This is a genomic window from Pseudomonas sp. HP_01 (assembly GCF_055284355.1).
This window is the reverse complement of the sequence record NZ_JBTOPV010000023.1, coordinates 79,482-101,292: the sequence shown is the minus strand read 5'-3', so window position 1 is coordinate 101,292 and position 21,811 is coordinate 79,482. Positions and strand designations below refer to the sequence as shown.

The following is a 21,811-nucleotide window of genomic DNA, read 5'->3' as shown; positions in this document are numbered from 1 at the left end:
CTAGTCATAACGGGAATCCACTTTAGCTGAACCGAATATCCAGTGATCGCAGATAGGTCTGTAGACCAGCATCCTGAATCGGGATCAGAAATGCTTCGCGATCCGACTCATTGAAGTGAGCATGCCAATAGCCAGGTGGTGTGACGAACGCAAGCCCTGGTGTCCAATCTACGCGTTGTGGATTGCGAATATGGCCATTTTCGGCCAGTTCAGTACCTACAAGCGAATAGCATCCAGTTGGGCAATCAATGATGAAGTCCAGGGCGATGGATTGGTGCCGGTGGGGTTTTTGGATCGAGCCGGCTGGGAGGATGCCGTACATAGCCCACAGCACATGGGTCACTGTGCGTGTCTGAGGAAAGTGACTGTTACCCAGCAGAATGCTGACGCGGCTGCGATCCTGTGCACGTGGATCATCAGCGGCTTCACGAAGCTTTGCCGATGCGACATCCGCAGGGTACAGAGTCGGGGTGAAACGGTCTTCACTTCTGCTCACGCCTAAGTAGCGAAGAAGAGGCTCATCATGTACCCAGTAGAATCGTGCGTCCGCCGACGCCTTGAGAATTGTGCTGTTCATCCCCGGCAGGGCGATAAAACAACCTTTCGTCCATTCAAACGCCTCTTCACCATACGCAAGGCTACCGCTACCATCGATTACATACAGAACCTGTGAGGTCGCGTTGGGCGCCAATGTGACGTCATCGCCAGCGTTCAGTCGAATCAAACTAGCGCAAAGACCTGGGCCGGTTGCAGGGCCTTCACACTCTAGTTTTTCGCTCAAATCCAGAGCAACTGTTCGAGACGGGCCCGAATCATAGAGCGAAGCAGGGAAACTCTGGTACGGGATGCGGGTGATCAAGTTTGCGCTTATCGGGTTTGCCGCTTTGCTGTACTCGAAGTATTCGGCATCGATCTCATGTGGAGATACTTCCAGGTTTGAATGCGGTTGAGTTGCACTGTTCATCATCAAGTCTCGTTTTGGGGTCTCATCATCAGCACGCTGCGGGAGCCAGCACGCCACGGTGGATTCAATATACGAGTCTGGTACGGGGCCAGGAATAACCGAACCAGCACATCACTTGTGTCTAAAGGGGTGTTTACCTCAGTAATGAAGTAGACGATGCGCCAGAAATGGCTGAGCAAACAGAGGTATGACAAGACAGGGACGGTAGTTTTAACCGCCGCCGCGCTTAAAGAAATCAAGCGCCAGGAAAAGCCCTTACCCTCTGAAGTAATCGGTATTTCGTGGAGCGCTGTCCACGAAAACTCGGGTTTCGGATGATGGCGCTGGCAGTGCTGGTGTGTAGAAAAGCCTGTTCCGCGCCCATCAAACCCTGTCCTGCCAAACAACAACGGCCCCACAGACTGGCGGCTAAAAGTCGAAAGCGGCCAGCTTCGAAAGGCAGCTATCGGCCAATCTCAGAAGGTCATACCGCCAGCGACATCAAGCGTGGTACCCGTTACCCAGCCTGCATCTTCCGATACGGCATACGCTACCGCTGCTGCAATGTCTTGAGGCTTGCCTACGCGACCCAGCGGGGTCTTGGCGATGAAAAACTCATCCATGCCTCGTGCAGAGTCCGCGTTTCCTTCTGTATGAACAAACCCCGGTGCGATGCCCATAACACGAATGCCCCGAGGACCTAGCTCCATGCCCAGGGAGCGGGTCAGCGTGTTCACCGCTCCTTTTGTTGCGCAATACACGTGCACCTGCGGATAAGGACTGTGGGCCAGGCCTGAACTGATATTAACGATGACTGAGCCGGCATTCATAACCCGAGCAGCTGCTTGTGTGGTGAGCAACAGCCCGCGTACGTTCAGGTTGAAATGCTCGTCGAAACTGTCAGCACTCAACTCGTCGAGTGAGTCAGGTTTATATATGCCAGCGTTATTCACCAGAATATCCAGCCTGCCAAACGCTTGAACAGCCGAGTCGATCAAAGGCCCGATATCTGCGGGACGAGAGAGGTCAGCCTTGAACGCGATGGCTTCACCGCCAGCGTCGACAATGCGCTCTACCACACGATTGGCATCTGCGACGCTTCGTGAATAGTTGATGATAACTTTTGCACCGTCCGCCGCCAGCCGCTCGGCGATACCTGCACCGATGCCTTTTGAAGATCCTGTCACGATGGCAACTTTCCCTTCTAACTTACCCATGAATAGCGCTCCTGTGAATGTAGGCGCCATGTTAGGCTTGATCACTCCCTTTATTAATAGGCGCAATCGGCATGCAATATGAAGCGTTGCTTCACAATAATGCTATTCGCCCAGACCTTTTGTCCGGCATCGCTGCCTTCGCTCAGGTCGCAAAATACGGAAGCTTTACCAAAGCGGCTGCAGTAATGGGTATCTCGCCCTCGGCTCTTTCACAAACCCTGCGCACACTCGAGAGCCGGCTGGGCGTGCGACTGCTCGAACGCTCCACGCGAAAGGTCGGTCTGACCGAACTTGGTCAACGTTTTTTGGGCTACGCGCAACCGGGGCTGGCGACCCTTGCATCAGCCATCGAAGATGTAAATGAACTACGAGATAAACCTACCGGCCTTCTGCGACTCAATGTGTCTCGCACTGCTGCGGACATTGTCCTGGCGCCTCACTTGGCGGCGTTCATGGACGCCTATCCTGACATCACTCTGGATATCCATTGCGACAACGCACTGCTGGATCTGGTGGCGGGCGGCTTTGATGCCGGCATCAGGGTCGGCGAAAACCTTGCACAGGACGTAGTCGCGTTACCCATGGGAGGCAGTCATCGTATAGCTACCGTAGCAGCACCGAGTTACCTGCGAGATCGCGATCTCGTGCGCACGCCTGAGGATCTGCGCCTACATCGATGCTTAAATATCCGCTTGGCTGGTGGCGTTTACCGATGGGAATACACTCAGGATGGCCGTTTAATCGAAATCCAGCCTCCCAGCCCACTGATTAGCAATGATGCAGACACTTTGATGCAGGCAATCCGCGCCGGAGCCGGCATCGGATGTGCGTTTGAAGCCCAGGTACGAGCTGAGATCGCTAGCGGGCAACTGATAGCGCTGCTTGAGCCCTGGTGGCCCGGCGTCTCGCCGTTCCATCTGTACTATCCAAGCCGAATGCATATCCCACGGAAACTAAGCGCTTTCATTGCTTTTATGAGAGCAAGGGTTGAGCAGCGGCAGCTGCCCACCTAAGCCGGTAACCGCTTTCCTGGTGGAAAGATGCGAAATACAGCGTGCCTGCCGCGCAGAGTGGAGTCAGACCAAAATTGTTTGAAATGGTCTGAAGGCTGGATCAAGTGTTTTTTGGGTCTACCCCACGTAGGGCTTAGCAACTCGCGCATCCTGCTCATCACTGTCGTTCAGCGCTTTGGCAACGAGTCCGCTGCGCAGACAGCCATTTATGAAGCTCTGAACGTACTCAGCAGCAAGCGCTCTGCCTTTCGGAATAGCCAACGCCTGACGAATTTCCGTAAAGTTGTCACTCAACACTCTGACGCCTGTCGTACTTCGGGCGAAGCGCTCCAGAGGCTGACGAACTCCTGCAGCTGCATCGAGGCCTAGCGTCAAGAACTCATCAACGGCGACGGCTGAAGTATTCGCTCGAACCAACTCGGCATTTTTCAACGTCCGGGACAAGAACAGGTCATAGGCCGCTCCCCTACCCACTGCGATCCTGCAGCCGCCAGCGTCTAAGGCAGAAGCGAGATTAAACTTGCTTTCCGTTCGCACCAGATAGGTTCCATCGATGTAGACATAGGGGCTTGAGAAGGAGATTTTCTCAGCCCTGACTGGCTCAATGGCTAGAAACGCAAGATCCCAAGCTCCTTCCTCAAGTGCTGCGAAGACCTTGCCGGCGGCGTCATAGGCGGTCAGTGAAATATCAATTTCAAGCGCATCAGCGAGTGCATTGGCCAACACGACCGACACACCAGAGAAAACCTGGGTCTTCTCCTCAAGCTTCGCGAGTACAGGATTACCGAGGTTGATTGCGACCCGCAGCTTTCCCTGTGGAGCGATATCTTTTCGTACGGCGGCAAGATCAAATTCCACGGCTACTCACTCCTCTCTGTTTCTGATTTCTTACCCGCAGTTGCATTCGAACTGACAATGCATTTTCCGATGATCAATACCATTGCCACGCCGACGATGCCGGCACCGTAATGAGCCCAGGCCGGTACCGCCGGCAGGCTTATATCAGTGATCGCCATACTGGCCGCGATCCAACCGAGCAATGCAGCTCCAAGGGTGATGACAATCGGATATCGATCCATGAAATGCAGTACCAACTTGCTGCCCCAGATGATGATCGGGATGCTGATCACGATGCCAAAGATCACCAGCTCAATCTGCCCGCCGGATGCCCCTGCTACTGCGACCACGTTGTCCAGGCTCATGACCGCATCGGCAACGATGATGGTCTTGATCGCCCCCCAAAGCTTTGGGCTCGTCGACATGTTCTCGTGTGCGCCCTCACCCTCAGGAAGCATCAGCTTGATACCAATCCAGAGGAGCAATACGGCACCCATCAGTTTAAGGAAAGGCAATCCCAACAGCTGAAGTGCGAAGAAGATCATTCCTATCCGCAATAGGATCGCGCCCAGCGCGCCGCCAATAATGGCGCGATTACGCTGTGCTTCAGGGAGCTTGCGACACGCCAGCGCGATGACAACCGCGTTGTCGCCGCCCAGCAAAATATCGATGGCGATGATTTGCATCACGGCCAGCCAGAACCCTGGCGAGTTTATGAGTTCGATCAAAATGAGCTCTCCAGGCCGTCAGCGAACTTCAGGAACCCGTACCCAGCCTTCCATCAGCCGGCGAGCACTGCGGCTCATCACTGCCTTGTCCACACTCCAGCCACCCTCCTCCAGCACGGTTTTCGCGCCTACTGCAACGCTGCCGGCGGTATGCCCCATACGAACCTGGCGATCCCCGATGTCGCCGACGATACGATTCACCAGCGTGCCATCCAGAGCAGCCGCGACGGCGACAGCGACAGCACCAGTACCCGTAATCGCGTGGTGCAACTTGCCCATCGACAGGATCCGCGCGATCACGTCGATATCAGCTGGCTCGACAAACTTGCCACCGGCAGCCTGATAGCTCTGAGGCCCGGCAACAAAGCACAGCTTGGGCGTATGCGGACGCAGACGAGTTGCCTCTTCGGCAGTCGCGGCCAACCCCATCGCAACAGTGCAATGAGCACGAATGGTTTCACAGCGCGCCAGAAGCTCGGCATCGCCATTGACCTGATCCTGAGTTTCGGTACCTTTGAGACCCACTCGGTCAGCCTCAAGGAAAATGGTAGGGTTACCAGCGTTCAACAACGTGACGGGCATAATGCCAATGCCTGGAATGTCCAGTTCATCGACGGCGTTACCGGTGGGCAGAATGCTGCCGTCTGACCCGCCGGGCTTGAGAAACTCCAGCACGATCTCGGCCGCTGGAAACGCCACACCATCGAGTACGAAGTCACCCTCCTCCTGAACCTCACCGTTGCGCATCGGCACGTGGGCGATGATTCGTTTCTGTAGATTGGCCTGCCAGATACGGACAACGGCGATGCCATCACGAGGAGCATCCAACAGGCCTTCAGAGATCGCATACGGGCCAACAGCCGAACTCAGGTTGCCGCAGTTACCTGACCAGTCAATAACCGGCGTCTCGATGGCCGGAGCCCCGAACAGGTAATCAACGTCGCAATCTTCACGACTTGATTTACCGATGATCACAACCTTGCTGGTACTGGAGGTCGCACCACCCATTCCGTCGATCTGCTTGCCGTACACATCTGGACTGCCGATCACACGGAGAAGGATGGCATCTCGCTCCTGGCCAGCGGGCGGCAGATCCCTGTCGAGAAAGAACACGCCCTTACTCGAGCCGCCACGCATGTAAACGGCTGGAATACGTCTTTGAGTCATTTGATATCTCCTGTGACAAATCAGCGGCGCATCAGTTGGCGGATGCGTTCTTCATGCTTTCGATCAGCAACTGTGGCAACAGACCACCGCTGCGGAAGTAACGAACGTCCTCGAAGGTATCCAGACGGCTCACGACACTGACGCGCTCGGTTTCGCCGTTTTCGCGCTCAATCACCAGAGTGACCTTGGCGCCTGGCTGGAAGTCATCAGTGATGCCCTCAACGCTAAAGGTCTCGCGGCCATTCAGACCCAGGCTTTGACGTGAGACGCCCTGCTCGAACTGCAGTGGCAGGATCCCGAGCCCTGCCAGGTTCGTGCGGTGAATACGTTCGAAGCTCTCCGCAACCACGACACGGACACCCAGCAAGCGTGGGCCTTTGGCTGCCCAGTCGCGGGAAGAACCGCTGCCGTACTCTTTGCCGGCAACGACAATCAGACTCTGCTTGCGATCCGCGTAGACCTCAGCGGCCTGGAAGATCGTAGTGACTTCTTTTTCGGGCAGCAGCAGCGTCCATGGGCCTTCGCGACCATCTTCGAGCAGCTCGTTCTTAAGGCGTGGACTTGCGAAGGTCGCACGCTGTGCAGCCTCGTGGTTACCACGGCGAGTGCCATAGGAGTTGAAGTCTTGCACCGCGATCCCGTGAGACTGCAGGTACTGACCTGCATCACTTTCAGGCAGGATCGCACCCGATGGAGAAATATGGTCGGTGGTGATGTTGTCCGACAGCATGGCGAGGACGCGCATGCTCCTGAGATCTTTGCGGGTATCGGTAGCCGTGACAGCGTCGCTCCAGTATGGAGGCTTACGGATGTAGGTGCTGCTGGCCTGCCAGTCATATTGGTCGCTGACGCCTGCACGCAAGTCGCTGGCAATCAAACCGGCTTCACGTGGGACATCCTCGTATGCCTTGTCGAAAAGGTCTGCGGTCAGGTTGTCCGCTTCGATTCGAGTCAGTTCTTCGTCACTTGGCCACAGCTCGTGCAGGTAAACAGGTACGCCATTCTCATCCAGGCCCAGAGCATCTTTCTCCGGATCGATCAGGTAGGTGCCCGCAATCGCGTAAGCAACGATCAGTGGCGGCGACATGATGAATACTTCACGAGCCAATGGGTGAACCCGACCTTCAAAGTTACGGTTACCGGAGGTCGCAGCAACGGTTTCCAGCTTACGTGTGCGGATCTCTTCTTCGATCTCAGGGCTGAGCAGCGGGCCGGACATACCGTTACAGGTGGTGCACCCGTAGCCGACCAAGTTGAAGCCCAAGGCGTCGAGATCTTCGTTGAGTCCCGAACGCTCAAGGTAATCGGAGACAACCATCGAGCCAGGTGCAAAGGACGTCTTGACCCAAGGAGCACGTTTCAGGCCACGTTTACGTGCGTTTCGCGCGACCAAACCGGCGGCGATCACACCGCGTGGGTTGGAGGTGTTGGTGCAGCTGGTGATCGCCGCAAGCACAACCGAGCCGTTGTCCAGGCCAACTGGGAGGTTGGTCGCGGGTGCTTTTTGACCCAATACAATTCTTTGGTGTGGTTGCTTCGGCCCCGCAATTGAACGCGCCACAGAGCTGAGATTCAGCGTTACGACGCGGTTGTACTCAGCCTCACCTAAGCTGTCATGCCACAGGCCTTGAGCGCGAGCATAAGCCTCAGTCAGGCCGGAAATCTGACCGCCACGGCCCGTCATGCGCAAGTAATGCAGAGTGCGATCATCAATCGCGAACATCGCCGCGGTTGCGCCGAACTCAGGCGCCATATTGGACAAAGTGCCACGATCAGCCAGCGACAATTGTGGTACGCCAGGGCCGAAAAATTCCAGGAATGAACCGATCACGCCAGCCTTGCGCAGTTGCTCAGTCAGCGCCAGTGCGATGTCCGTTGCCAAGTAGCCTTGACGCAGCGTGCCTTCCAGACGTACGCCGACAATTTCCGGCAGACGCAGCATCAACGATTTACCCAGCATTGCCGCTTCAGCTTCGATACCGCCTACACCCCAGCCCAACACGCCAATGGCATTGATCATAGTGGTGTGGCTGTCGGTACCGACCAGCGTATCCGGGAATGCCCACAGCTCGCCGTCACGACGCTGAGTCCCCACGACTGTGGTCAGGCGCTCCAGGTTGATCTGGTGAAGGATGCCTTTGCCCGAAGGAATGATCGACAAGTTGCTGAACGCCTTGTTGCACCAGTCCAAGAACTGAAAACGTTCGGCATTGCGCTCACGCTCGATGGCTTCGTTATCGGCAAGCGCGCTCGCATCCCCCCAGCGCTCGACGTTGAGCGAGTGATCGACGACCAGGTGAGTTGGAGTGACCGGGTTAACCAATCGTGGGTTGCCGCCCCTCTCGGCAACAGCATCACGCAGCCCGGCGAGGTCGACCAACGCAGGTGTACCGAGCAGATCCTGCAGGACGACACGGGCTGGTCGGAAAGGTATATCGAATTCTTTGGAGCGTGCGCAGATGACTTTGAGCGCGGCTTCAGGGTCAGCCTCCCCTCGCAAAACGTTCTCGGCGAGGATTCGCAGGCTGTAGGGCAGCTTTGCGTAATCACCGCCCAGGTCAGTCACGACCCCACGAATGTCGCTGACACGGTACTCGATCCCGTTGGCGAAAACGGTTTGACCCTTTGACTCAGGCATTGGCTAATCCTCACAGGCTGCACAGGCAATGTTTTTGTGGGGCGATATTGCACTTTGTCATGATATAGGTCAATGTTGATTCATCCGATTCACTCAGCCACCGAAGTCGGATGTACCTCATCAGGCAACCAGCCAGGCAGGTACGGTAAAAAAATAAACATAAGAAAATGAGGCCATCCATGATCCAGCTCCCGCACTTCAAATCCATTCGACCCCCCTTCCGCATCGAGCCAGTCTCGACCTGAATCACGCCGGCTAGCTTGCAGCCGCCACGCTGATAGGCGCCCTACAAATTCAAGAAAAAAGGGAGTTCGACCGTGCTGACAATCCTCGGCTTTTCGATGGTCATCTGTTTCATGTATCTGATCATGACCAAGCGCCTTTCGGCGTTGATCGCTCTGATCCTGATCCCCATCCTGTTCGCGCTGATTGGCGGGCACTACGCTGGTTTGGGCGGGATGATGCTCGACGGCGTGAAAACGCTGGCCCCTACGGGTGTCATGCTGACCTTCTCGATCCTGTACTTCGGGATCATGATTGACGCAGGGCTTTTCGATGGTTTGGTGCGCTTCATTTTGAAGCTGGTTAAAGGCGACCCTTTGAAGGTACTGGTCGGTACCGCCGTGCTGACCATGTTGGTGTCGCTGGACGGTGATAGCTCGACGACCTACATGATTGCGTGTGCAGCCTTTTTGCCGCTTTATCAGCGTCTAGGCATGAGCGTTCTGGGCATGACGTGCCTGGTCAACATCGCCAGCGGGATCATGAACATCTCGCCATGGGGCGGGCCTACGGCCCGAGCAGCCGCAGCACTTCATGTCGATGCAATGGACATCTTCGTGCCGATGATTCCGGGGATGCTGATCGGCGCTGCGTGCCTGGCGTTCACCTCAGTGATTTTGGGACGCAAAGAGCGCGCTCGTCTGGGCATCATTCATCTGGATGACTTTCTCGACGGATCAATTACGCTGGGTAATGGTTCTGCTGAGGAGTGTGACGATAACCGTCGTCCCAAAATGTTCTGGGCAAACCTCATTCTGACGCTGGTTTTAATCACCTGCCTGGTACTGGGCGCTATGCCAATCCAGATACTGTTCATGATCGGATTTGCTATCGCGATCATGCTCAACTATCCAAAAATCGAGGATCAGAAAGCCCGTATTGCGGCTCATGCGGCCAACGTGCTCGCAGTCACAGGAGTCATCTTCGCTGCAGGCATCTTCACCGGGATTCTATCGGGTACCGGTATGGTTGATTCAATGGCAAAGAGTTTACTGCACGTCATCCCTCCTAGCTTTGGACCTTTCCTTGCGGTAGTTACTGCTGTCGTCAGCCTGCCGTTCACTTTTTTCATGTCGAACGATGCGTTTTACTTCGGCATCCTTCCGGTAATAGCTCAAACCGCTGCCCAGTACGGCATCACGCCGCTGGAAATAGCCCGCGCGTCGGTTGTTGGCCAGCCGGTACACCTTTTGAGCCCCCTCGTGCCCTCGCTATATTTGCTGGTCGCCTTGGCCAAGGTCGACCTAGGCGATCACCAGCGATTCGCGCTGAAGTGGGCCATTCTCGCAAGCTTTGGATTGCTTGTAGGCGGTTTGCTGTTCGGGGCTTTCCCGTTCTATCAGGTTCGCTAAACAGATATTGCGCGCTCAAGACGCACCGGCGGAGATCAGAAGAGTGGTCTCTGCCCCTGCATAGCACGACGCGCTAGAATGGCAGCCCTCTGGTTCAGCACTTTCTGGTTCCCGATCCAATGCCTCTAAGCCCTCTCCAAGCACGCATTGCGCGTGACATCGTTTCTTACGTACGTCGTGAACGCTTCGCTATTGGTCATCACTTGGTCGAGTCCCAGTTGGCTACGACGCTCAATGTCTCGCGCACGCCGGTCAAGTTCGCCATGGGCCATCTGGTCGAAAAAGGCATGCTGACCTATGACCGCAACAGAGGTTTTTTCCTGGCGCGCGCGAGCGATGATCTGGGTGATCTCGTCTCAGAGGTCATGGAAAACAGCGACGATCCTCTATACCTGAAACTTGCAGAGCTGAGACTAAGCAGACAGCTTCCTGAGCTGTTTACTGAGATCGAATTTATGCGCCAGTTTGACGTCTCCAGGGCCGCGCTGCGAGCCGTATTGTTTCGTATCCAGCAAGAAGGCTGGGTCGAACAGCGTGCTGGTCAGGGGTGGCGTCTGCTCCCGATGATCGACTCTGTCGAGGCCTATGAAGAAAGCTACTCCTTCCGCGCTACCATTGAGCCTTCCGGCCTTCTGTCACCGACATTTCAGATTGATCGCGAAACCCTGGCGGCCTGTCGTCGGCAGCAGGAGTTCATTGCCAATGGTGGATATCTGACGATGACGGCGCAGGAGTTGTTTGAGGCCAACTCTCAGTTCCACGAGACTCTGGCGACATGTTCAGGCAACCGCTTCCTGCAGCAGACCGTACGTCGCCTCGACCAACTACGCCGGCTCGTCGAATACCGGCAGGCAAGCGCACGTGCACCCCGTAAAGGCCAAGCCGAAGAACACTTGGCGATTCTGGAGTGCCTGGAACGGGGTGACAGATTGGCAGCCGCTGATCAAATGCGACGCCATCTGGAACAGGCAAGACGCCACAAAGTCGACCCCGCTCTCTTCGAGTAAGCCTCAGAGCCTACCCTGGAGTTGTCACGCGACCTGTCTAGATCACGTGCGCTCTTCCGTGCCTGTCCATCCTATACCGACCCTTCAAGTCAGTCGTCGGCTTCATATGCTTTTCACAAAACACAGATTGTCTTATATCACTGCAAAGTTCATTTGTGCATTACGCAATTAAGCAACCAAGCAACCAAGCAACCAAGCAACCAAGCAACCAAGGCGCGGATCGCACGTTCGAAGACATCGTTGTCAATCGGCAAATAGCCGTCCTCGACGTACCGCTCCAGTTTGTTCCCGGCCTGACGAAAAAACCGCCGCCGAGCCCAGCCCGGCGGCGGTTTTTTATGCGCGTGCTTTTTCGGGGTGTGAGTTACTTGACCGGCTGACGCGCGCGGCTTTCTCCGACCCAGTCCAGCAGCAAGCTGTAGGCCACTGCCAGCAATGTCGGGCCGATGAACAGTCCGATGAAACCGAAAGCCAGCAACCCGCCAAACACCCCGAGCAAGACAATTACCAACGGCAGATTGCCGCCGCGGCTGATCAGGTAAGGCTTGAGCACGTTATCGACGCCACTGACGATGAACGTGCCCCACAGGCCGAGGAAAATCGCCATGCCGTAATCGCCCCTCCAGGCCAGCCACGCCGTGGCCGGTATCCAGATCAGCGGCGGGCCCATGGGCACCAGGCTCAGCAGGAAGGTGCCGATGCCCAGTACCAGCGCGCCCGGCACACCGGCAATCAGGAATCCGATCAGTGCCAGCACCGCTTGCGCCGCTGCCGTACCGATCACACCGTTGACCACCCGTTGCACCGTGCCGGCCACCAGATCGAGGTAATACTGCGCGCGATCGCCAATCAGCCGTTCCAGCAGACTCAGCACGAACGCTGCCACTCGCGGCCCGTCGCGGTAGAAAAAGAACACGAAGACGATGCTCAGGGTCAGCTCAAGAATGCCGCCGCCGATTTGCGCACTGCGCGCCAGCAGCCAGTTGCCGACCTGCCCCAGATAAGGCCGGACGCTGACCAGCAGCGCCGCGCCCTGTTGGTCGATGGTGTTCCAGTAACCCACCAGTCGCTCGCCCACCAGCGGAATACCCGCCAGCCAGGTGGGTGGATCCGGCAGACCGTCCACTTGCACATCCTTGACGAACGCCGTTGCGTCGCGCACGTGATCCGCGAGATTGAAGCCCAGCCAGACCAGCGGTGCGAGCACCAGCACCATCCAGCCCAGGGTCAGAATGGCCGCCGCGAGGGATTCACGCCCCTTGAGCGCGCGAGTCAGCAGACGCATCAGCGGCCAGCTGGCGAACGCCAGCACGGCACCCCAGAACAGCGCCGACCAGAACGGCACCATCACCCACAGGCAGGCGCCGAATAGCGCGAGCAGGATAATCTGCACCAACAGGCGATCGTTATTGAACATCGGTCATTCAGCCCATTCTTTATTGACGGTAAAGGCGATTGTCAGCCAACGATCAGGGCCGGTACCTCCGACCTCTTCGCCTATCTCATCCCGGATCAGATCCCAAGCCTCCAGGGAGCGTGGCGGCAAGCCCGGGGGAACGATAAAGTAAATCTCGATCTGTCTACCGCGCCCCACACGGGCCACATAGGCACGGTAGGAAAGAAAGCCATGTCGCTGGACAGCATCGCTAGCAACCTCATCGACTCTTTTCTTCATTTCTGTCGGGGTCACCAGCAGAACATCTGCGAGAGCGTCACGAATCGTCGGCAGAGGTAGAGGTAAAACGATGACACAAACAAGCGCTAACACCGCTGGATCTATATAAGGCGATAACCATTCCAGCTCTGTGCCCCTGATAACCCAGCCGGTCAGGAACGCGAGTAACAAAGCGCCGGTCATTGCGGCGGAGATCGTCCAGGCTTTTACGTCCAGGGCAATGAAGCTTGAATGGAGTCGTTTGTTTGCTCGTCGGCCATAGACAATCATGCCAACCGCGCTCACCAGGGCCACTAGAGCGAAAACGAGCGCGAGATCGAAGTCCAGATGTCGCCCGCCCCCCATCAGGCTTCCAACGGCCATGATCAAACCATAGCCAGCGGTGCCAACCAATAGAGTCCCGGACAAACCAAGCACAATGGGCTCAAGGTGCCAGAACCCCATTGTGAAGTTCCTGGTCAGGCGGGCTCGACCGACATCGTTGTGAGAGAAGGCAATCAGCTTGGCAACGACCAGAGCGAAGCTCGTCATGATCGCGTCGATAAGGGTGTATACACCGTCAAAAATAATCGACGCAGATCCGGTCAGCAGGCCGAAAACCACCCCAAAAATAGCCAGAGCAAACGTCACAATAATGGAAAGGCGAAGCACGCTTGGTTCTGTCATCTGACTCACGGGTACGATTGGAGGGCGGCATTGTATACACACGGTGAAGTCAGACCAAACTTGGCTCTGCGGCCGTCAGCGAATGAGCTCGAGGGTCAGACCGGGATTTTTCCGATCGCCCGCTTCCAGCCGGGCAGCGCGTACGCCTTTGGCCACCAACGCCTGCCGCCAGGCCTCGCGCTGATCCCCGGACAGGGTAACGCGCAAGGTGCTGTCCAGGTTCAAGCCACGGGACAGCAAGGTGATCCAGGGTTCCTCGGGCTCTGCGGTCAGCATCGGCAGCTCCAGCTCGCCAGTGCTTTTCAGCTCGCGCAACAGGGTTGCGGAAGTCGGCAACAAATCCCCCAGCGGCCCGCTTGATTGAAACTGCTCGACGTGAAGGAACGCCCGGCGGTTACCGCGGGTGATGCCGTACAACGCTACGAGCGTGTTGTCCGCCGGGGCGGCCAGGCGCAGCAGCAAATAGGACTGGCCGTTGTCGGCGCCATACAACTTTGCGTTGCCGAACACCTCGTTGGCCCACAGGCTGCTTTCGCCGCAATCGCGCGCCTGGCACCAGAACAGCAACTGCGCGCCCTGCTGCTGCAACGCTTCGCGGGCAGCGGTGAACGCCTCGTCGGCGCTGTGCTCGACCGGCAATTGGTAGGTGATGGACGTCACGTTGCCGCGTCCGGCCACCTGCCCGTCGAAGCGCAACTGGCCGCTGATCTTGCGGATCGAGCCCAGCGGGTAGATACGCTCCAGCTCGACGGCAGGCCGATAATCGACGATTTCCGCGTCTTCAAGTCGCGGCAGATTGGGCAAATCCTGACTGCCGGGAACGTCGGCTGCATGGGCGATGGCGCTGAACCCGGTGAGCAGCAGCGTGAGCCCGAGCGTGCGGGTTAAGGTGTGGGCAAACGTCATGGATGCACTCATGGCAGGTCAATCGGCGAGGCAGCCATTGAAGCGGCAGGCAGGGCAATCGGCAGGCAAAACAAAGCCGCGACAACGCGCGGCAAGCATGAAAATAAAACGGTGCGGCGTGGGCAGTGGTCCATCGTGCAGTCTCCTGTTTCAACTGCCCCAGCCTCGGCAGTTGCAGGTCGCAAGTCAAGGAACGGCGAAGAAGCGATTGAAACAGTCTGCAACAGAGCGCGCACCCGCCTCATCGTTAAGGTGCAGATGGTGGCCGCCCGGCAAGGACGTCACCGTAAAAGGAACGCTGGCGAGCAGCTCCCGGTTCTGCGCCAGCATTCCCTCCTCGGCGACGATCAACTGCGCCGGACAGCGCACCGCGGTGACAAAAGACAGCGCCTGAGCTCGTGTCAGACGAATCGCCGAGGGCAAGGTCAGTCGGCTGTCGCTGCGCCAGGTGTAACCACCCGGCACCGGCATCAAGCCACGCTGAGCCAACAGTTCAGCCGCCTCACGACTGACCGCCACCATGCCTTTCATCCGCGCCTCCACTGCACGGTCCATGTCCGGGTAGACCGGCTTGCGCTTGCTCTGCCGGGTCAATTGCGCCTGCAGCGCTGCGCCCATGCGCTCTACGACAGACTCTGGCTCGCCCACCGGTGGCACCAACCCGTCGATCAAGGCCAGACGGCTCACCCGCTGGGGGACGGCCGCCGCAACGATCACCGAAATGATCGCCCCCAGCGAGTGACCCAGCAGGGAGAAGCGCTCCCAGCCCATCTGCTCCGCCACCTGCAATACATCGTGGGCGTAGTCCGGCAAGCCATACGCCGAACCCGGCGGACGGTGGTCGGAGTGACCATGCCCGGCCATGTCCAGCGCCAGTATCCGCAGCCCTTCAAGCTTGGGCGCCAGCCGCGCGAAGCTGTTGGCGTTGTCCAGCCAGCCATGCAGGGCGATCACCGGAATGCCGTCCTGGGGACCAAACAGATGAGCCGCCAGCTCGATATGGGGCAGGCTCAGGCGGATCTCTTCCACCGAGCAAGTCATGCGCGGGCTCGGTGCAGCGCAGCGTCAGCGTTTGCCGTTGCAGTTGCAGTTGCGGCGTCAGCGCCGGCCGTCCAGCGGGAAAACAGCGTTGTGAGCATGCGGGCGGTGTCCTCGGGATGTTCGAGCGGGAACATATGCCCGCCGGGCACGGAAAGATACACGCCCTCGCGCATGCTTTTGACCGACAGCGCATGGTGCCGACGCACAACATCGCTGCTTTCACCGCGCACCATCGCCAACGGCACCCGCAACTGACGGGCAAGGCCGGGGCTGGTGTGGGGCACGCTACGGTAGATGCTGATTTCGGTGGCGGGATCGAAGCGCAAGCGCAACCCGTCGCCATCGGCCTGCAACCCGTGGCGCAGATACGCCTCGAAACACTCGGGATCGAAACGCCGGAACAGTGACTTGCCGGCAAAGTACTCCCGCGCCGCCTCGACGCTGCTGAACACCTCCCGGCGCCCGAGCGTCCGGCCTGCGGGCGTAATGCGATCGATGAAACCGAAGCGCTTGGCCGCCCGAATCATCCACTGATCGAAACGCGTCAGCACCGGCGAATCGAGCATGACAACGCCCCGGTACAACTCCGGATGGCGCAGCGCCGCATGGTAATGCAGCACGCCACCCAGCGAATGCCCGACACCCCACACCGGTTGCGGCTGCTCGCGCAAATGGTGGATCAACTCATCCACCAGCTCCGGCCAGTTGTCGGTCACCGGAAATTGCGGGTCATGGGCATGCTGCTCCAGATGCCGAACCTCAAACTCTGGCCCTAGCGCGGCGAACAACTTGCCGTACGTGCCCGACGGAAAACCATTGGCGTGAGCGAAAAACAAAAGTTGAGACATGCCGACACACCCAGAGCAACCCGAACAAGCGGCGATTGTGCGCACCACGCACGAACAGCGGCAATGACCGGAACTGCCATCGATGAGGCCACTCCGGTCATGGGGGTGTTTATCTGGGTGGGTGGCAGCGCCACGGCAGAGACGCGGAGCGTCTGAGGCGGCATTCCCGCGCGGAGCGTGGGAACGATCAGATGTTAGAGCTCAGGAAATACCGGCGCCTGGACTGGCCTCTTCCCGGCTAAAGCCGGTCCCACTAACAGCGGCGCGTGCAGTCAGTGGGACCGACGATGACCCTGTGGGACCGGCTTCAGCCGGGAAGCTTTTGATTCGCTTTAGATCTGCTTTTGATCTTCGTACACAAATAGCTCCAGCCACCGCCAATCGCGACTTGGGTGCAGGCTGAACGCAGGTCTCGCGCAGTGGGCCGAGCCGCATGGATGCGGCGAGAGCGCCGTCAGGACATGGATGTCCGTTCGGCGCGGACCCACGGAGCGTCGTCGGAGTGAGGGTATTCCGACGAAGGAGGAACCCAACCAGGAGCAAGCACCCTTGGTTACTTGGGGTGCTTTTCCAAGTAACTCGCCGAAGGCGAAACAGTCTGCCCCCAGGCAGACGCTCTTGATCCTGGCGAAGCGCTTGAGCCTTCAGCGAGAAGGAGGCTGCTCCCCATGGGGCACTACCGCCACCGTCAACCGGGAAATACAACAGGCCTTGCCATCCTCCGTCGTCAGACGAATATCCCAGACATGGGTCGTACGACCGATATGCACCGGGTGCGCCACCGCCGTCACCCGCCCGCTGCGCACCCCGCGCAAATGGTTCGCGTTGACCTCGATCCCCACACAAAAAAACCGATCCGTATCGATCACCAGATAACTGGCCGTAGACCCCACCGTCTCCGCCAGCACCACCGACGCCCCGCCGTGCAACAAGCCGTAGGGCTGGTGGGTGCGCTCATCCACCGCCATGCTCGCCGTCAAAGACCGATCGTCGACGGCTTCAAACCGGATATCCAGCACCTCACCGATGGTGTTCTTCTGCTTCGCATTAAGCGCGTCAAGGTCCGGAGGGCTACGCCATACACTCATGGTTCTTCCTTGTTATTTTCAGGGTTTGGAGCACTTGTTTCATTCAACGACGGGGAGCGCAGCAAACCGCTCCCCGCTCCTTGTTTCATTCATTCAGCGTGCCAAACATCCACCAGTTCCATCGCGCCAGCAAGGGGCAAATCCGCCTCAAGCTGAGCAAGACTGGCGGTGCGCATCGGTTGCGCCTGCTGCACAGAGCCCTGCACCGCCAGGCCGATCAACGAGCCCACCAAAGGTTGATGACTGACCAGCAACACATTTTCTTCGCTGTACGCATCCAGCAGCTCCAGCACCTTGTGCGGATTGCTCTCAGGCGTCAGCCACGGCACGGTCACGATGGCCTCTGCAAACCCAAGCGCCTGTCGGACCAGCTCGGCGGTCTGCCGGGCACGCACATACGGGCTGGCGATGATCCGCTGCACGGGATGCCCCATCAAGTGGGCCGCACTGCGCAAGACCTCTTCGCGGCCATTGGCAGTCAGCTCCCGCTCGGCGTCCGTACGGGCCTGAGGTTTGGCCTCGCCGTGGCGCAGAATCCAGACCTTCACAGTTTTGGCCCCTCGCCGGGCGTGGACGGCGGCGTAATCGGCGCCGATGGCGATGGCGATGTGTCGGCAGCGGCGTCCGACGTGTCGGGAACCACCGGCGAGGTTTCGGAAACCGGTTGCGGCGTGTCGGAAACCGTTGGCGTTGCAGCAGGAACGGGCTGCGGAGTCACAGGCGCCGGTTGCGGCGTGGCTGGAGCGGGTTGCGGAGCAGAAGGCGCCGGTTGCGGCTTGACCGCCACAACGTGCGGCGCCTCGCCCTCAGGCGCACGCGGCGTCGGCCAATCGGCGAACGGCCATGGCTTCTGATCGGTGTGGAAGGTGCCAAAACGGCCGATCTGCGCCAGGTACTGGCTCAGGCTGTCGCCGAACGACATCACGCTGAGGCTCGGCGCGCCGTTGAAAAGCCGGTAGACGAGCTGCACGAGGACAGCCACCGCCAGCACCACTTCCGCCACCTGCCAGACCAGCACAAACAGCACCATCCACAGGATGCGCAGAAGGATCGATTCGTGTTGCTTGAGTTTTGATTCGTTCAAGAGCTTCTCCGTGTGGTGATCAGTTGAAATCACTGGTTGAAATGAAATCGACGTCGGTCTTGGGCTCGGCGCGCATCAGCAACTCGATGACCTGCTCCAGCGTGCGGCCCTCGAACAGAATGGCGTGAAGCCCGGCCACCAGGGGCATGTAAACCTGCAACTCCTGCGCCTTGGCCTTGAGCACCTTGAGCGTGTTGACACCCTCCGCGACCTCACCCAGTCGAGTCACCGCTTCCTCCAGGCTCAGGCCCTGCCCCAGGGCAAAGCCGACCTGGTAATTGCGGCTCTTCGGCGAAGAACAGGTAACGATCAGATCGCCGACCCCGGCCAGGCCCAGGAAGGTCATCGGATTGGCACCCTGACTGACCGCAAACCGGGTCATTTCCGCCAGCGCGCGAGTGATCAGCATGCTCTTGGTGTTCTCGCCCATGTTCAGCGCCACCGCCATGCCGGCAATGATGGCGTAGACGTTTTTCAGTGCGCCGCCCAGCTCGACGCCAAAACGGTCGGCACTGGCGTATACGCGGAAGGTGCGGCCATGCAGGGCGGCCTGAACCTGCTGGCAGAGATCCTCGTCTTCGCTGGCGACCACCGTGGCGGTCAGGGCGTGTTCGGCGATTTCGCGAGCCAGGTTGGGGCCGGACAGCACGCCGATTCGCGCAGCGGGCGCGATGTCCTGAAGGATCTCGCTCATGAGTTTGAAGGTGTCGGCCTCGATGCCCTTGGTCAGGCTGACCAGCATCTTCCCTGCCAGCAGGTCAACGTGCGGGGTCAGTACGCCACGCAGCGCGCTGGACGGCAGTGCGACGAAGACCAGTTGGCTGTCTTGCAATGTGGCGTGCAGGTCGGTGACCGGCTCGACGCCTTCGAGCACCTTGATGCCCTTTAGGTAGCGCGGGTTCTCGCGGTTGATGCGGATCGCCTCCGCCTGCTCCGGATCGCGCATCCACTGCGTCACCCGATGACCGTTGCCGGCCAACAGATTGGCCACTGCGGTCCCGAAGCTGCCGCCGCCAAGGACCGCTATTGGTTGCTGCTGGGTCATAAAACAATCCATTCAGGGCCATCACATCTGGCGATGGGGGCATTATACGGAGCGTCAGGCTCGGGGCCAGCGGCAAAAGGTGCCCCCACGAACTTATAGCCGATCCCCCACTCTTGCCGAGGAAATTGCCCACGGCTCGGTTAAGATGCGCCCTCGAGATGAAAATTCCTCAGCGGCGCCGATGAGCTATCGTCAGGTCGCTCCCGAAGAGATCCGTCACATGACACCAAGCGTCTACCTCACGTGCCCCGTCAGGCTTCCCCATGCCTGAACATCGGCAAACCCTCCTGGCCCAGACAGCCGGAACCGCCTCGTGACGGCTCAGCGCGGCTGGAACATCAGCACCCGCACGCAGATCCTCAGCCTCGGCCCGGCGTTGCTGCTGACCTTGTTGCTGATCAGCTTCTTTACCGTGGTGCGGATTCAGGACCTGCGACAGGAACTCAATCACACCGGGCAACTTATCGCCAACCAACTGGCCCCCGCGTCGGAATACGGCGTCATCGTCGGCAACAACGCCGTTCTTGAAAACCTGATGAACGCCACGATGAACACGCCCCATGTGCGTTTCCTCGAAGTGCGCAACAGTGCCGGCAAAGTACTGGTTCATGTCGAACCCGCCGAGGAGCAAGGGCATTCGCGGCAAATGGAAGTGTTCCAGGCACCCATCCGTCTGCAGTCGGCCAAGTCCCCACAGCTGACCGAAAATGCCGACCAGGCGGTTTCCGATGGCGACATCAGCGTGCCGGTCGAAGGTTATCTGGGCCGGGTGCTGGTGGGTATGTCCAGTGACGCCTTCAATCAGCGCGAGCAGGAGATACTGCTCAAAGCCGGCGTGTTGGCGATGTTTGCCCTTCTGTTTACTTACATGCTGGCAAGACGTCTGTCCCTGAGCCTGTCCCAGCCGATCAGCGCCATGAGCGCGGCAGTGAAGGCCATTCAGCAGGGCGATTACTCGGTCCCGCTGCCCGTTGCAGATGATGCCGAACTGGGCGATCTGGCGCGACACATCAACAACCTGGCCCTGGGCCTGGAAAAGGCCAGCCGCGAGCAGAAGCAGGCGATGGACGAACTCATCCGCACCCGCGAAGAGGCCGAGCGCGCCAACAACGCCAAGTCCGAATTCCTGGCCATGATGAGCCACGAGTTGCGCACGCCGATGAATGGCGTGCTGGGCATGCTGCAGTTGATGGAAACCACGAAGATGACCGACGAGCAGGCCGAATATGCCGCGCTGGCCATGGAATCCACCGAGCACCTGCTGCGCGTCATCAACGACATTCTCGATTTCTCCCGCTTCGAGCGCGATGCGCTGGAACTGGAGAGCATTCCATTCAACCTCGCCGACCTGATCAGCACCTCGATTCAGGCGTTTGCCCATAACGCACAGCAGCGCGGGCTGGCACTGGAACTGGACCTGCCGCCCTCAATGGAGGCGTTGCAGGTCAAGGGCGACCCGACGCGCATCCGGCAGATTCTGGTCAACCTGATCGGCAACGCGCTGAAATTCACCGAATTTGGCAGCGTGCGGGTCGAGGCGGGCTTTACCCTCGCCGACCCGCACCACATCCGGTTTACCTGCGCGGTGCGCGACAGCGGCATCGGGATCTCTCCGGACCTGCTGGAATCGATGTTCGATGCGTTTCAGCAAGCGGACAACTCCATCTCCCGGCGCTATGGCGGCACCGGCCTGGGCCTGCCCATCGCGCGCAATCTGGCCGAGCGCATGGGCGGGTCGCTGCAGGCGCAAAGCAGCGAAGGACTTGGTTCCGTTTTCCAGTTGCAAATCCCGCTTCAGCGGGTTCAACAGGCGGTGATCAAGCCCGAGTCCGGCGCGGTGGGTGAATTACCCCAGAGCCGTGACGCCTGCGTGTTGCTGGTCGAGGACAACCCGGTGAACCGCACGGTGGTCGAAGCGATGCTGCGCAGCCTGGGTTTGCAGGTGAGTGTGGCGGCGGATGGCCTTGAAGCGGTGACCATGGCCGGCCGGGAAAGCTTCGCGGTGATCCTGATGGACTGCCGACTGCCGGTCATGGACGGCTATGAAGCGACGCGCCAGATCCGATTGCTGCCGGGGCTGGCGACGGTGCCCATTATTGCCCTCACCGCCAACGCCCAGCATGGTGACCGGGAAATTTGTCTGCAGGCCGGAATGAACGATTACCTGGCGAAGCCGTTCAAACGTACTGATTTACAGCAGGTTTTGCAGCGCTGGCTGACCATTAAGGCATCTGCGACTGGCGGTAAATGATAAATTGCGGCAGTCTTGTGTGC

16 protein-coding genes and 5 pseudogenes are annotated in these 21,811 nt (G+C 58.8%); 5 read left to right on the top strand and 16 right to left on the bottom strand.

What is annotated here, in order from left to right; genetic code table 11:
- Positions 1–22: 22 nt before the first annotated feature.
- Positions 23–964, bottom strand: a complete 942-nt coding sequence (locus ACYAR8_RS14115) for a cupin (RefSeq protein ID WP_463580299.1) — start codon at positions 962–964, stop codon at positions 23–25.
- 455 nt (positions 965–1,419) lie between these two features.
- On the bottom strand, positions 1,420–2,160 hold the full coding sequence (locus tag ACYAR8_RS14110; protein WP_108119763.1) for a glucose 1-dehydrogenase: 741 nt from the start codon (positions 2,158–2,160) through the stop codon (positions 1,420–1,422).
- 71 nt (positions 2,161–2,231) lie between these two features.
- On the opposite strand from ACYAR8_RS14110, the gene ACYAR8_RS14105 reads away from it, so the two are divergent.
- Positions 2,232–3,173 carry a LysR family transcriptional regulator gene (locus ACYAR8_RS14105; RefSeq protein ID WP_463580203.1) on the top strand — a complete coding sequence of 314 codons (942 nt, stop codon included), beginning with the start codon at positions 2,232–2,234 and terminating at the stop codon, positions 3,171–3,173.
- A gap of 117 nt (positions 3,174–3,290) precedes the next feature.
- Here the strand turns inward: ACYAR8_RS14105 and ACYAR8_RS14100 are convergent, their stop codons facing one another.
- The 4 genes from ACYAR8_RS14100 to ACYAR8_RS14085 are packed head-to-tail and all read right to left on the bottom strand — an operon-like array spanning position 3,291 to position 8,543.
- Positions 3,291–4,031 carry a transporter substrate-binding domain-containing protein gene (locus tag ACYAR8_RS14100; RefSeq protein ID WP_108119761.1) on the bottom strand — a complete coding sequence of 247 codons (741 nt, stop codon included), beginning with the start codon at positions 4,029–4,031 and terminating at the stop codon, positions 3,291–3,293.
- 2 nt (positions 4,032–4,033) lie between these two features.
- A complete protein-coding gene (locus tag ACYAR8_RS14095) occupies positions 4,034–4,738 on the bottom strand; it encodes a TerC family protein (RefSeq protein WP_463580202.1) in 705 nt (234 codons plus the stop codon).
- A gap of 18 nt (positions 4,739–4,756) precedes the next feature.
- Complete coding sequence (gene prpF / locus ACYAR8_RS14090) at positions 4,757–5,905, bottom strand: 2-methylaconitate cis-trans isomerase PrpF (RefSeq protein WP_463580201.1); 1,149 nt, start codon at positions 5,903–5,905, stop codon at positions 4,757–4,759.
- A 31-nt stretch (positions 5,906–5,936) separates the two neighbouring features.
- Positions 5,937–8,543 (bottom strand): aconitate hydratase, encoded by a 2,607-nt coding sequence (locus ACYAR8_RS14085; protein ID WP_463580200.1) that lies wholly within the window; start codon positions 8,541–8,543, stop codon positions 5,937–5,939.
- Positions 8,544–8,854: 311 nt separating this feature from the next.
- On the opposite strand from ACYAR8_RS14085, the pseudogene ACYAR8_RS14080 reads away from it, so the two are divergent.
- Positions 8,855–10,177: pseudogene (locus tag ACYAR8_RS14080) on the top strand (CitMHS family transporter); the annotation flags it as partial.
- 119 nt (positions 10,178–10,296) lie between these two features.
- Positions 10,297–11,184, top strand: a complete 888-nt coding sequence (locus tag ACYAR8_RS14075) for a GntR family transcriptional regulator (RefSeq protein WP_108119751.1) — start codon at positions 10,297–10,299, stop codon at positions 11,182–11,184.
- A gap of 197 nt (positions 11,185–11,381) precedes the next feature.
- On the opposite strand, the pseudogene ACYAR8_RS14070 reads toward ACYAR8_RS14075, so the two are convergent.
- The 10 genes and pseudogenes from ACYAR8_RS14070 to ACYAR8_RS14025 all read right to left on the bottom strand — a co-directional run.
- A pseudogene (locus ACYAR8_RS14070) lies at positions 11,382–11,471 on the bottom strand (IS66 family transposase); the annotation flags it as partial.
- 77 nt (positions 11,472–11,548) lie between these two features.
- Positions 11,549–12,601 (bottom strand): AI-2E family transporter, encoded by a 1,053-nt coding sequence (locus tag ACYAR8_RS14065; protein ID WP_463580199.1) that lies wholly within the window; start codon positions 12,599–12,601, stop codon positions 11,549–11,551.
- A gap of 3 nt (positions 12,602–12,604) precedes the next feature.
- Positions 12,605–13,525, bottom strand: coding sequence for a cation diffusion facilitator family transporter (locus ACYAR8_RS14060; RefSeq protein WP_463580198.1), 921 nt, complete (start codon positions 13,523–13,525; stop codon positions 12,605–12,607).
- A 75-nt stretch (positions 13,526–13,600) separates the two neighbouring features.
- Complete coding sequence (locus tag ACYAR8_RS14055; RefSeq protein WP_463580197.1) at positions 13,601–14,431, bottom strand: DUF4892 domain-containing protein; 831 nt, start codon at positions 14,429–14,431, stop codon at positions 13,601–13,603.
- A gap of 186 nt (positions 14,432–14,617) precedes the next feature.
- Positions 14,618–15,472 carry an alpha/beta hydrolase gene (locus ACYAR8_RS14050; protein WP_074884924.1) on the bottom strand — a complete coding sequence of 285 codons (855 nt, stop codon included), beginning with the start codon at positions 15,470–15,472 and terminating at the stop codon, positions 14,618–14,620.
- A complete protein-coding gene (locus ACYAR8_RS14045; protein ID WP_108119741.1) occupies positions 15,469–16,320 on the bottom strand; it encodes an alpha/beta fold hydrolase in 852 nt (283 codons plus the stop codon). The genes ACYAR8_RS14050 and ACYAR8_RS14045 overlap by 4 nt, the downstream gene beginning before the upstream one ends.
- A gap of 644 nt (positions 16,321–16,964) precedes the next feature.
- The gene (locus ACYAR8_RS14040) at positions 16,965–17,408 is read right to left on the bottom strand and encodes a hotdog fold thioesterase (RefSeq protein ID WP_074884934.1); all 444 of its coding nucleotides are present in this window, start codon (positions 17,406–17,408) and stop codon (positions 16,965–16,967) included.
- Between the two features lie 89 nt (positions 17,409–17,497).
- The gene (gene sixA / locus ACYAR8_RS14035) at positions 17,498–17,956 is read right to left on the bottom strand and encodes a phosphohistidine phosphatase SixA (RefSeq protein WP_463580196.1); all 459 of its coding nucleotides are present in this window, start codon (positions 17,954–17,956) and stop codon (positions 17,498–17,500) included.
- A 215-nt stretch (positions 17,957–18,171) separates the two neighbouring features.
- Positions 18,172–18,492: pseudogene (locus ACYAR8_RS14030) on the bottom strand (DUF4389 domain-containing protein); the annotation flags it as partial.
- A 19-nt stretch (positions 18,493–18,511) separates the two neighbouring features.
- Positions 18,512–19,537 carry an NAD(P)H-dependent glycerol-3-phosphate dehydrogenase gene (locus ACYAR8_RS14025; protein WP_074884939.1) on the bottom strand — a complete coding sequence of 342 codons (1,026 nt, stop codon included), beginning with the start codon at positions 19,535–19,537 and terminating at the stop codon, positions 18,512–18,514.
- Positions 19,538–19,850: 313 nt separating this feature from the next.
- Between ACYAR8_RS14025 and ACYAR8_RS14020 the strand changes: the two are divergent.
- Positions 19,851–21,321, top strand: a pseudogene (locus tag ACYAR8_RS14020) (ATP-binding protein); the annotation flags it as partial.
- 86 nt (positions 21,322–21,407) lie between these two features.
- Positions 21,408–21,788: pseudogene (locus ACYAR8_RS14015) on the top strand (response regulator); the annotation flags it as partial.
- Positions 21,789–21,811: the final 23 nt, after the last annotated feature.

Excerpts from the sequence above, each read along its gene's own strand:
- ACYAR8_RS14115 (WP_463580299.1), bottom strand. The coding sequence starts at position 964 with ATGAACAGTGCAACTCAACCGCATTCAAACCTGGAAGTATCTCCACAT.
- ACYAR8_RS14110 (WP_108119763.1), bottom strand. The coding sequence starts at position 2,160 with ATGGGTAAGTTAGAAGGGAAAGTTGCCATCGTGACAGGATCTTCAAAA.
- ACYAR8_RS14105 (WP_463580203.1), top strand. The coding sequence starts at position 2,232 with ATGCAATATGAAGCGTTGCTTCACAATAATGCTATTCGCCCAGACCTT.
- prpF (WP_463580201.1), bottom strand. The coding sequence starts at position 5,905 with ATGACTCAAAGACGTATTCCAGCCGTTTACATGCGTGGCGGCTCGAGT.
- ACYAR8_RS14085 (WP_463580200.1), bottom strand. The coding sequence starts at position 8,543 with ATGCCTGAGTCAAAGGGTCAAACCGTTTTCGCCAACGGGATCGAGTAC.
- ACYAR8_RS14075 (WP_108119751.1), top strand. The coding sequence starts at position 10,297 with ATGCCTCTAAGCCCTCTCCAAGCACGCATTGCGCGTGACATCGTTTCT.
- ACYAR8_RS14065 (WP_463580199.1), bottom strand. The coding sequence starts at position 12,601 with ATGTTCAATAACGATCGCCTGTTGGTGCAGATTATCCTGCTCGCGCTA.
- ACYAR8_RS14060 (WP_463580198.1), bottom strand. The coding sequence starts at position 13,525 with ATGACAGAACCAAGCGTGCTTCGCCTTTCCATTATTGTGACGTTTGCT.
- ACYAR8_RS14055 (WP_463580197.1), bottom strand. The coding sequence starts at position 14,431 with ATGACGTTTGCCCACACCTTAACCCGCACGCTCGGGCTCACGCTGCTG.
- ACYAR8_RS14050 (WP_074884924.1), bottom strand. The coding sequence starts at position 15,472 with ATGACTTGCTCGGTGGAAGAGATCCGCCTGAGCCTGCCCCATATCGAG.
- ACYAR8_RS14045 (WP_108119741.1), bottom strand. The coding sequence starts at position 16,320 with ATGTCTCAACTTTTGTTTTTCGCTCACGCCAATGGTTTTCCGTCGGGC.
- ACYAR8_RS14040 (WP_074884934.1), bottom strand. The coding sequence starts at position 17,408 with ATGAGTGTATGGCGTAGCCCTCCGGACCTTGACGCGCTTAATGCGAAG.
- ACYAR8_RS14025 (WP_074884939.1), bottom strand. The coding sequence starts at position 19,537 with ATGACCCAGCAGCAACCAATAGCGGTCCTTGGCGGCGGCAGCTTCGGG.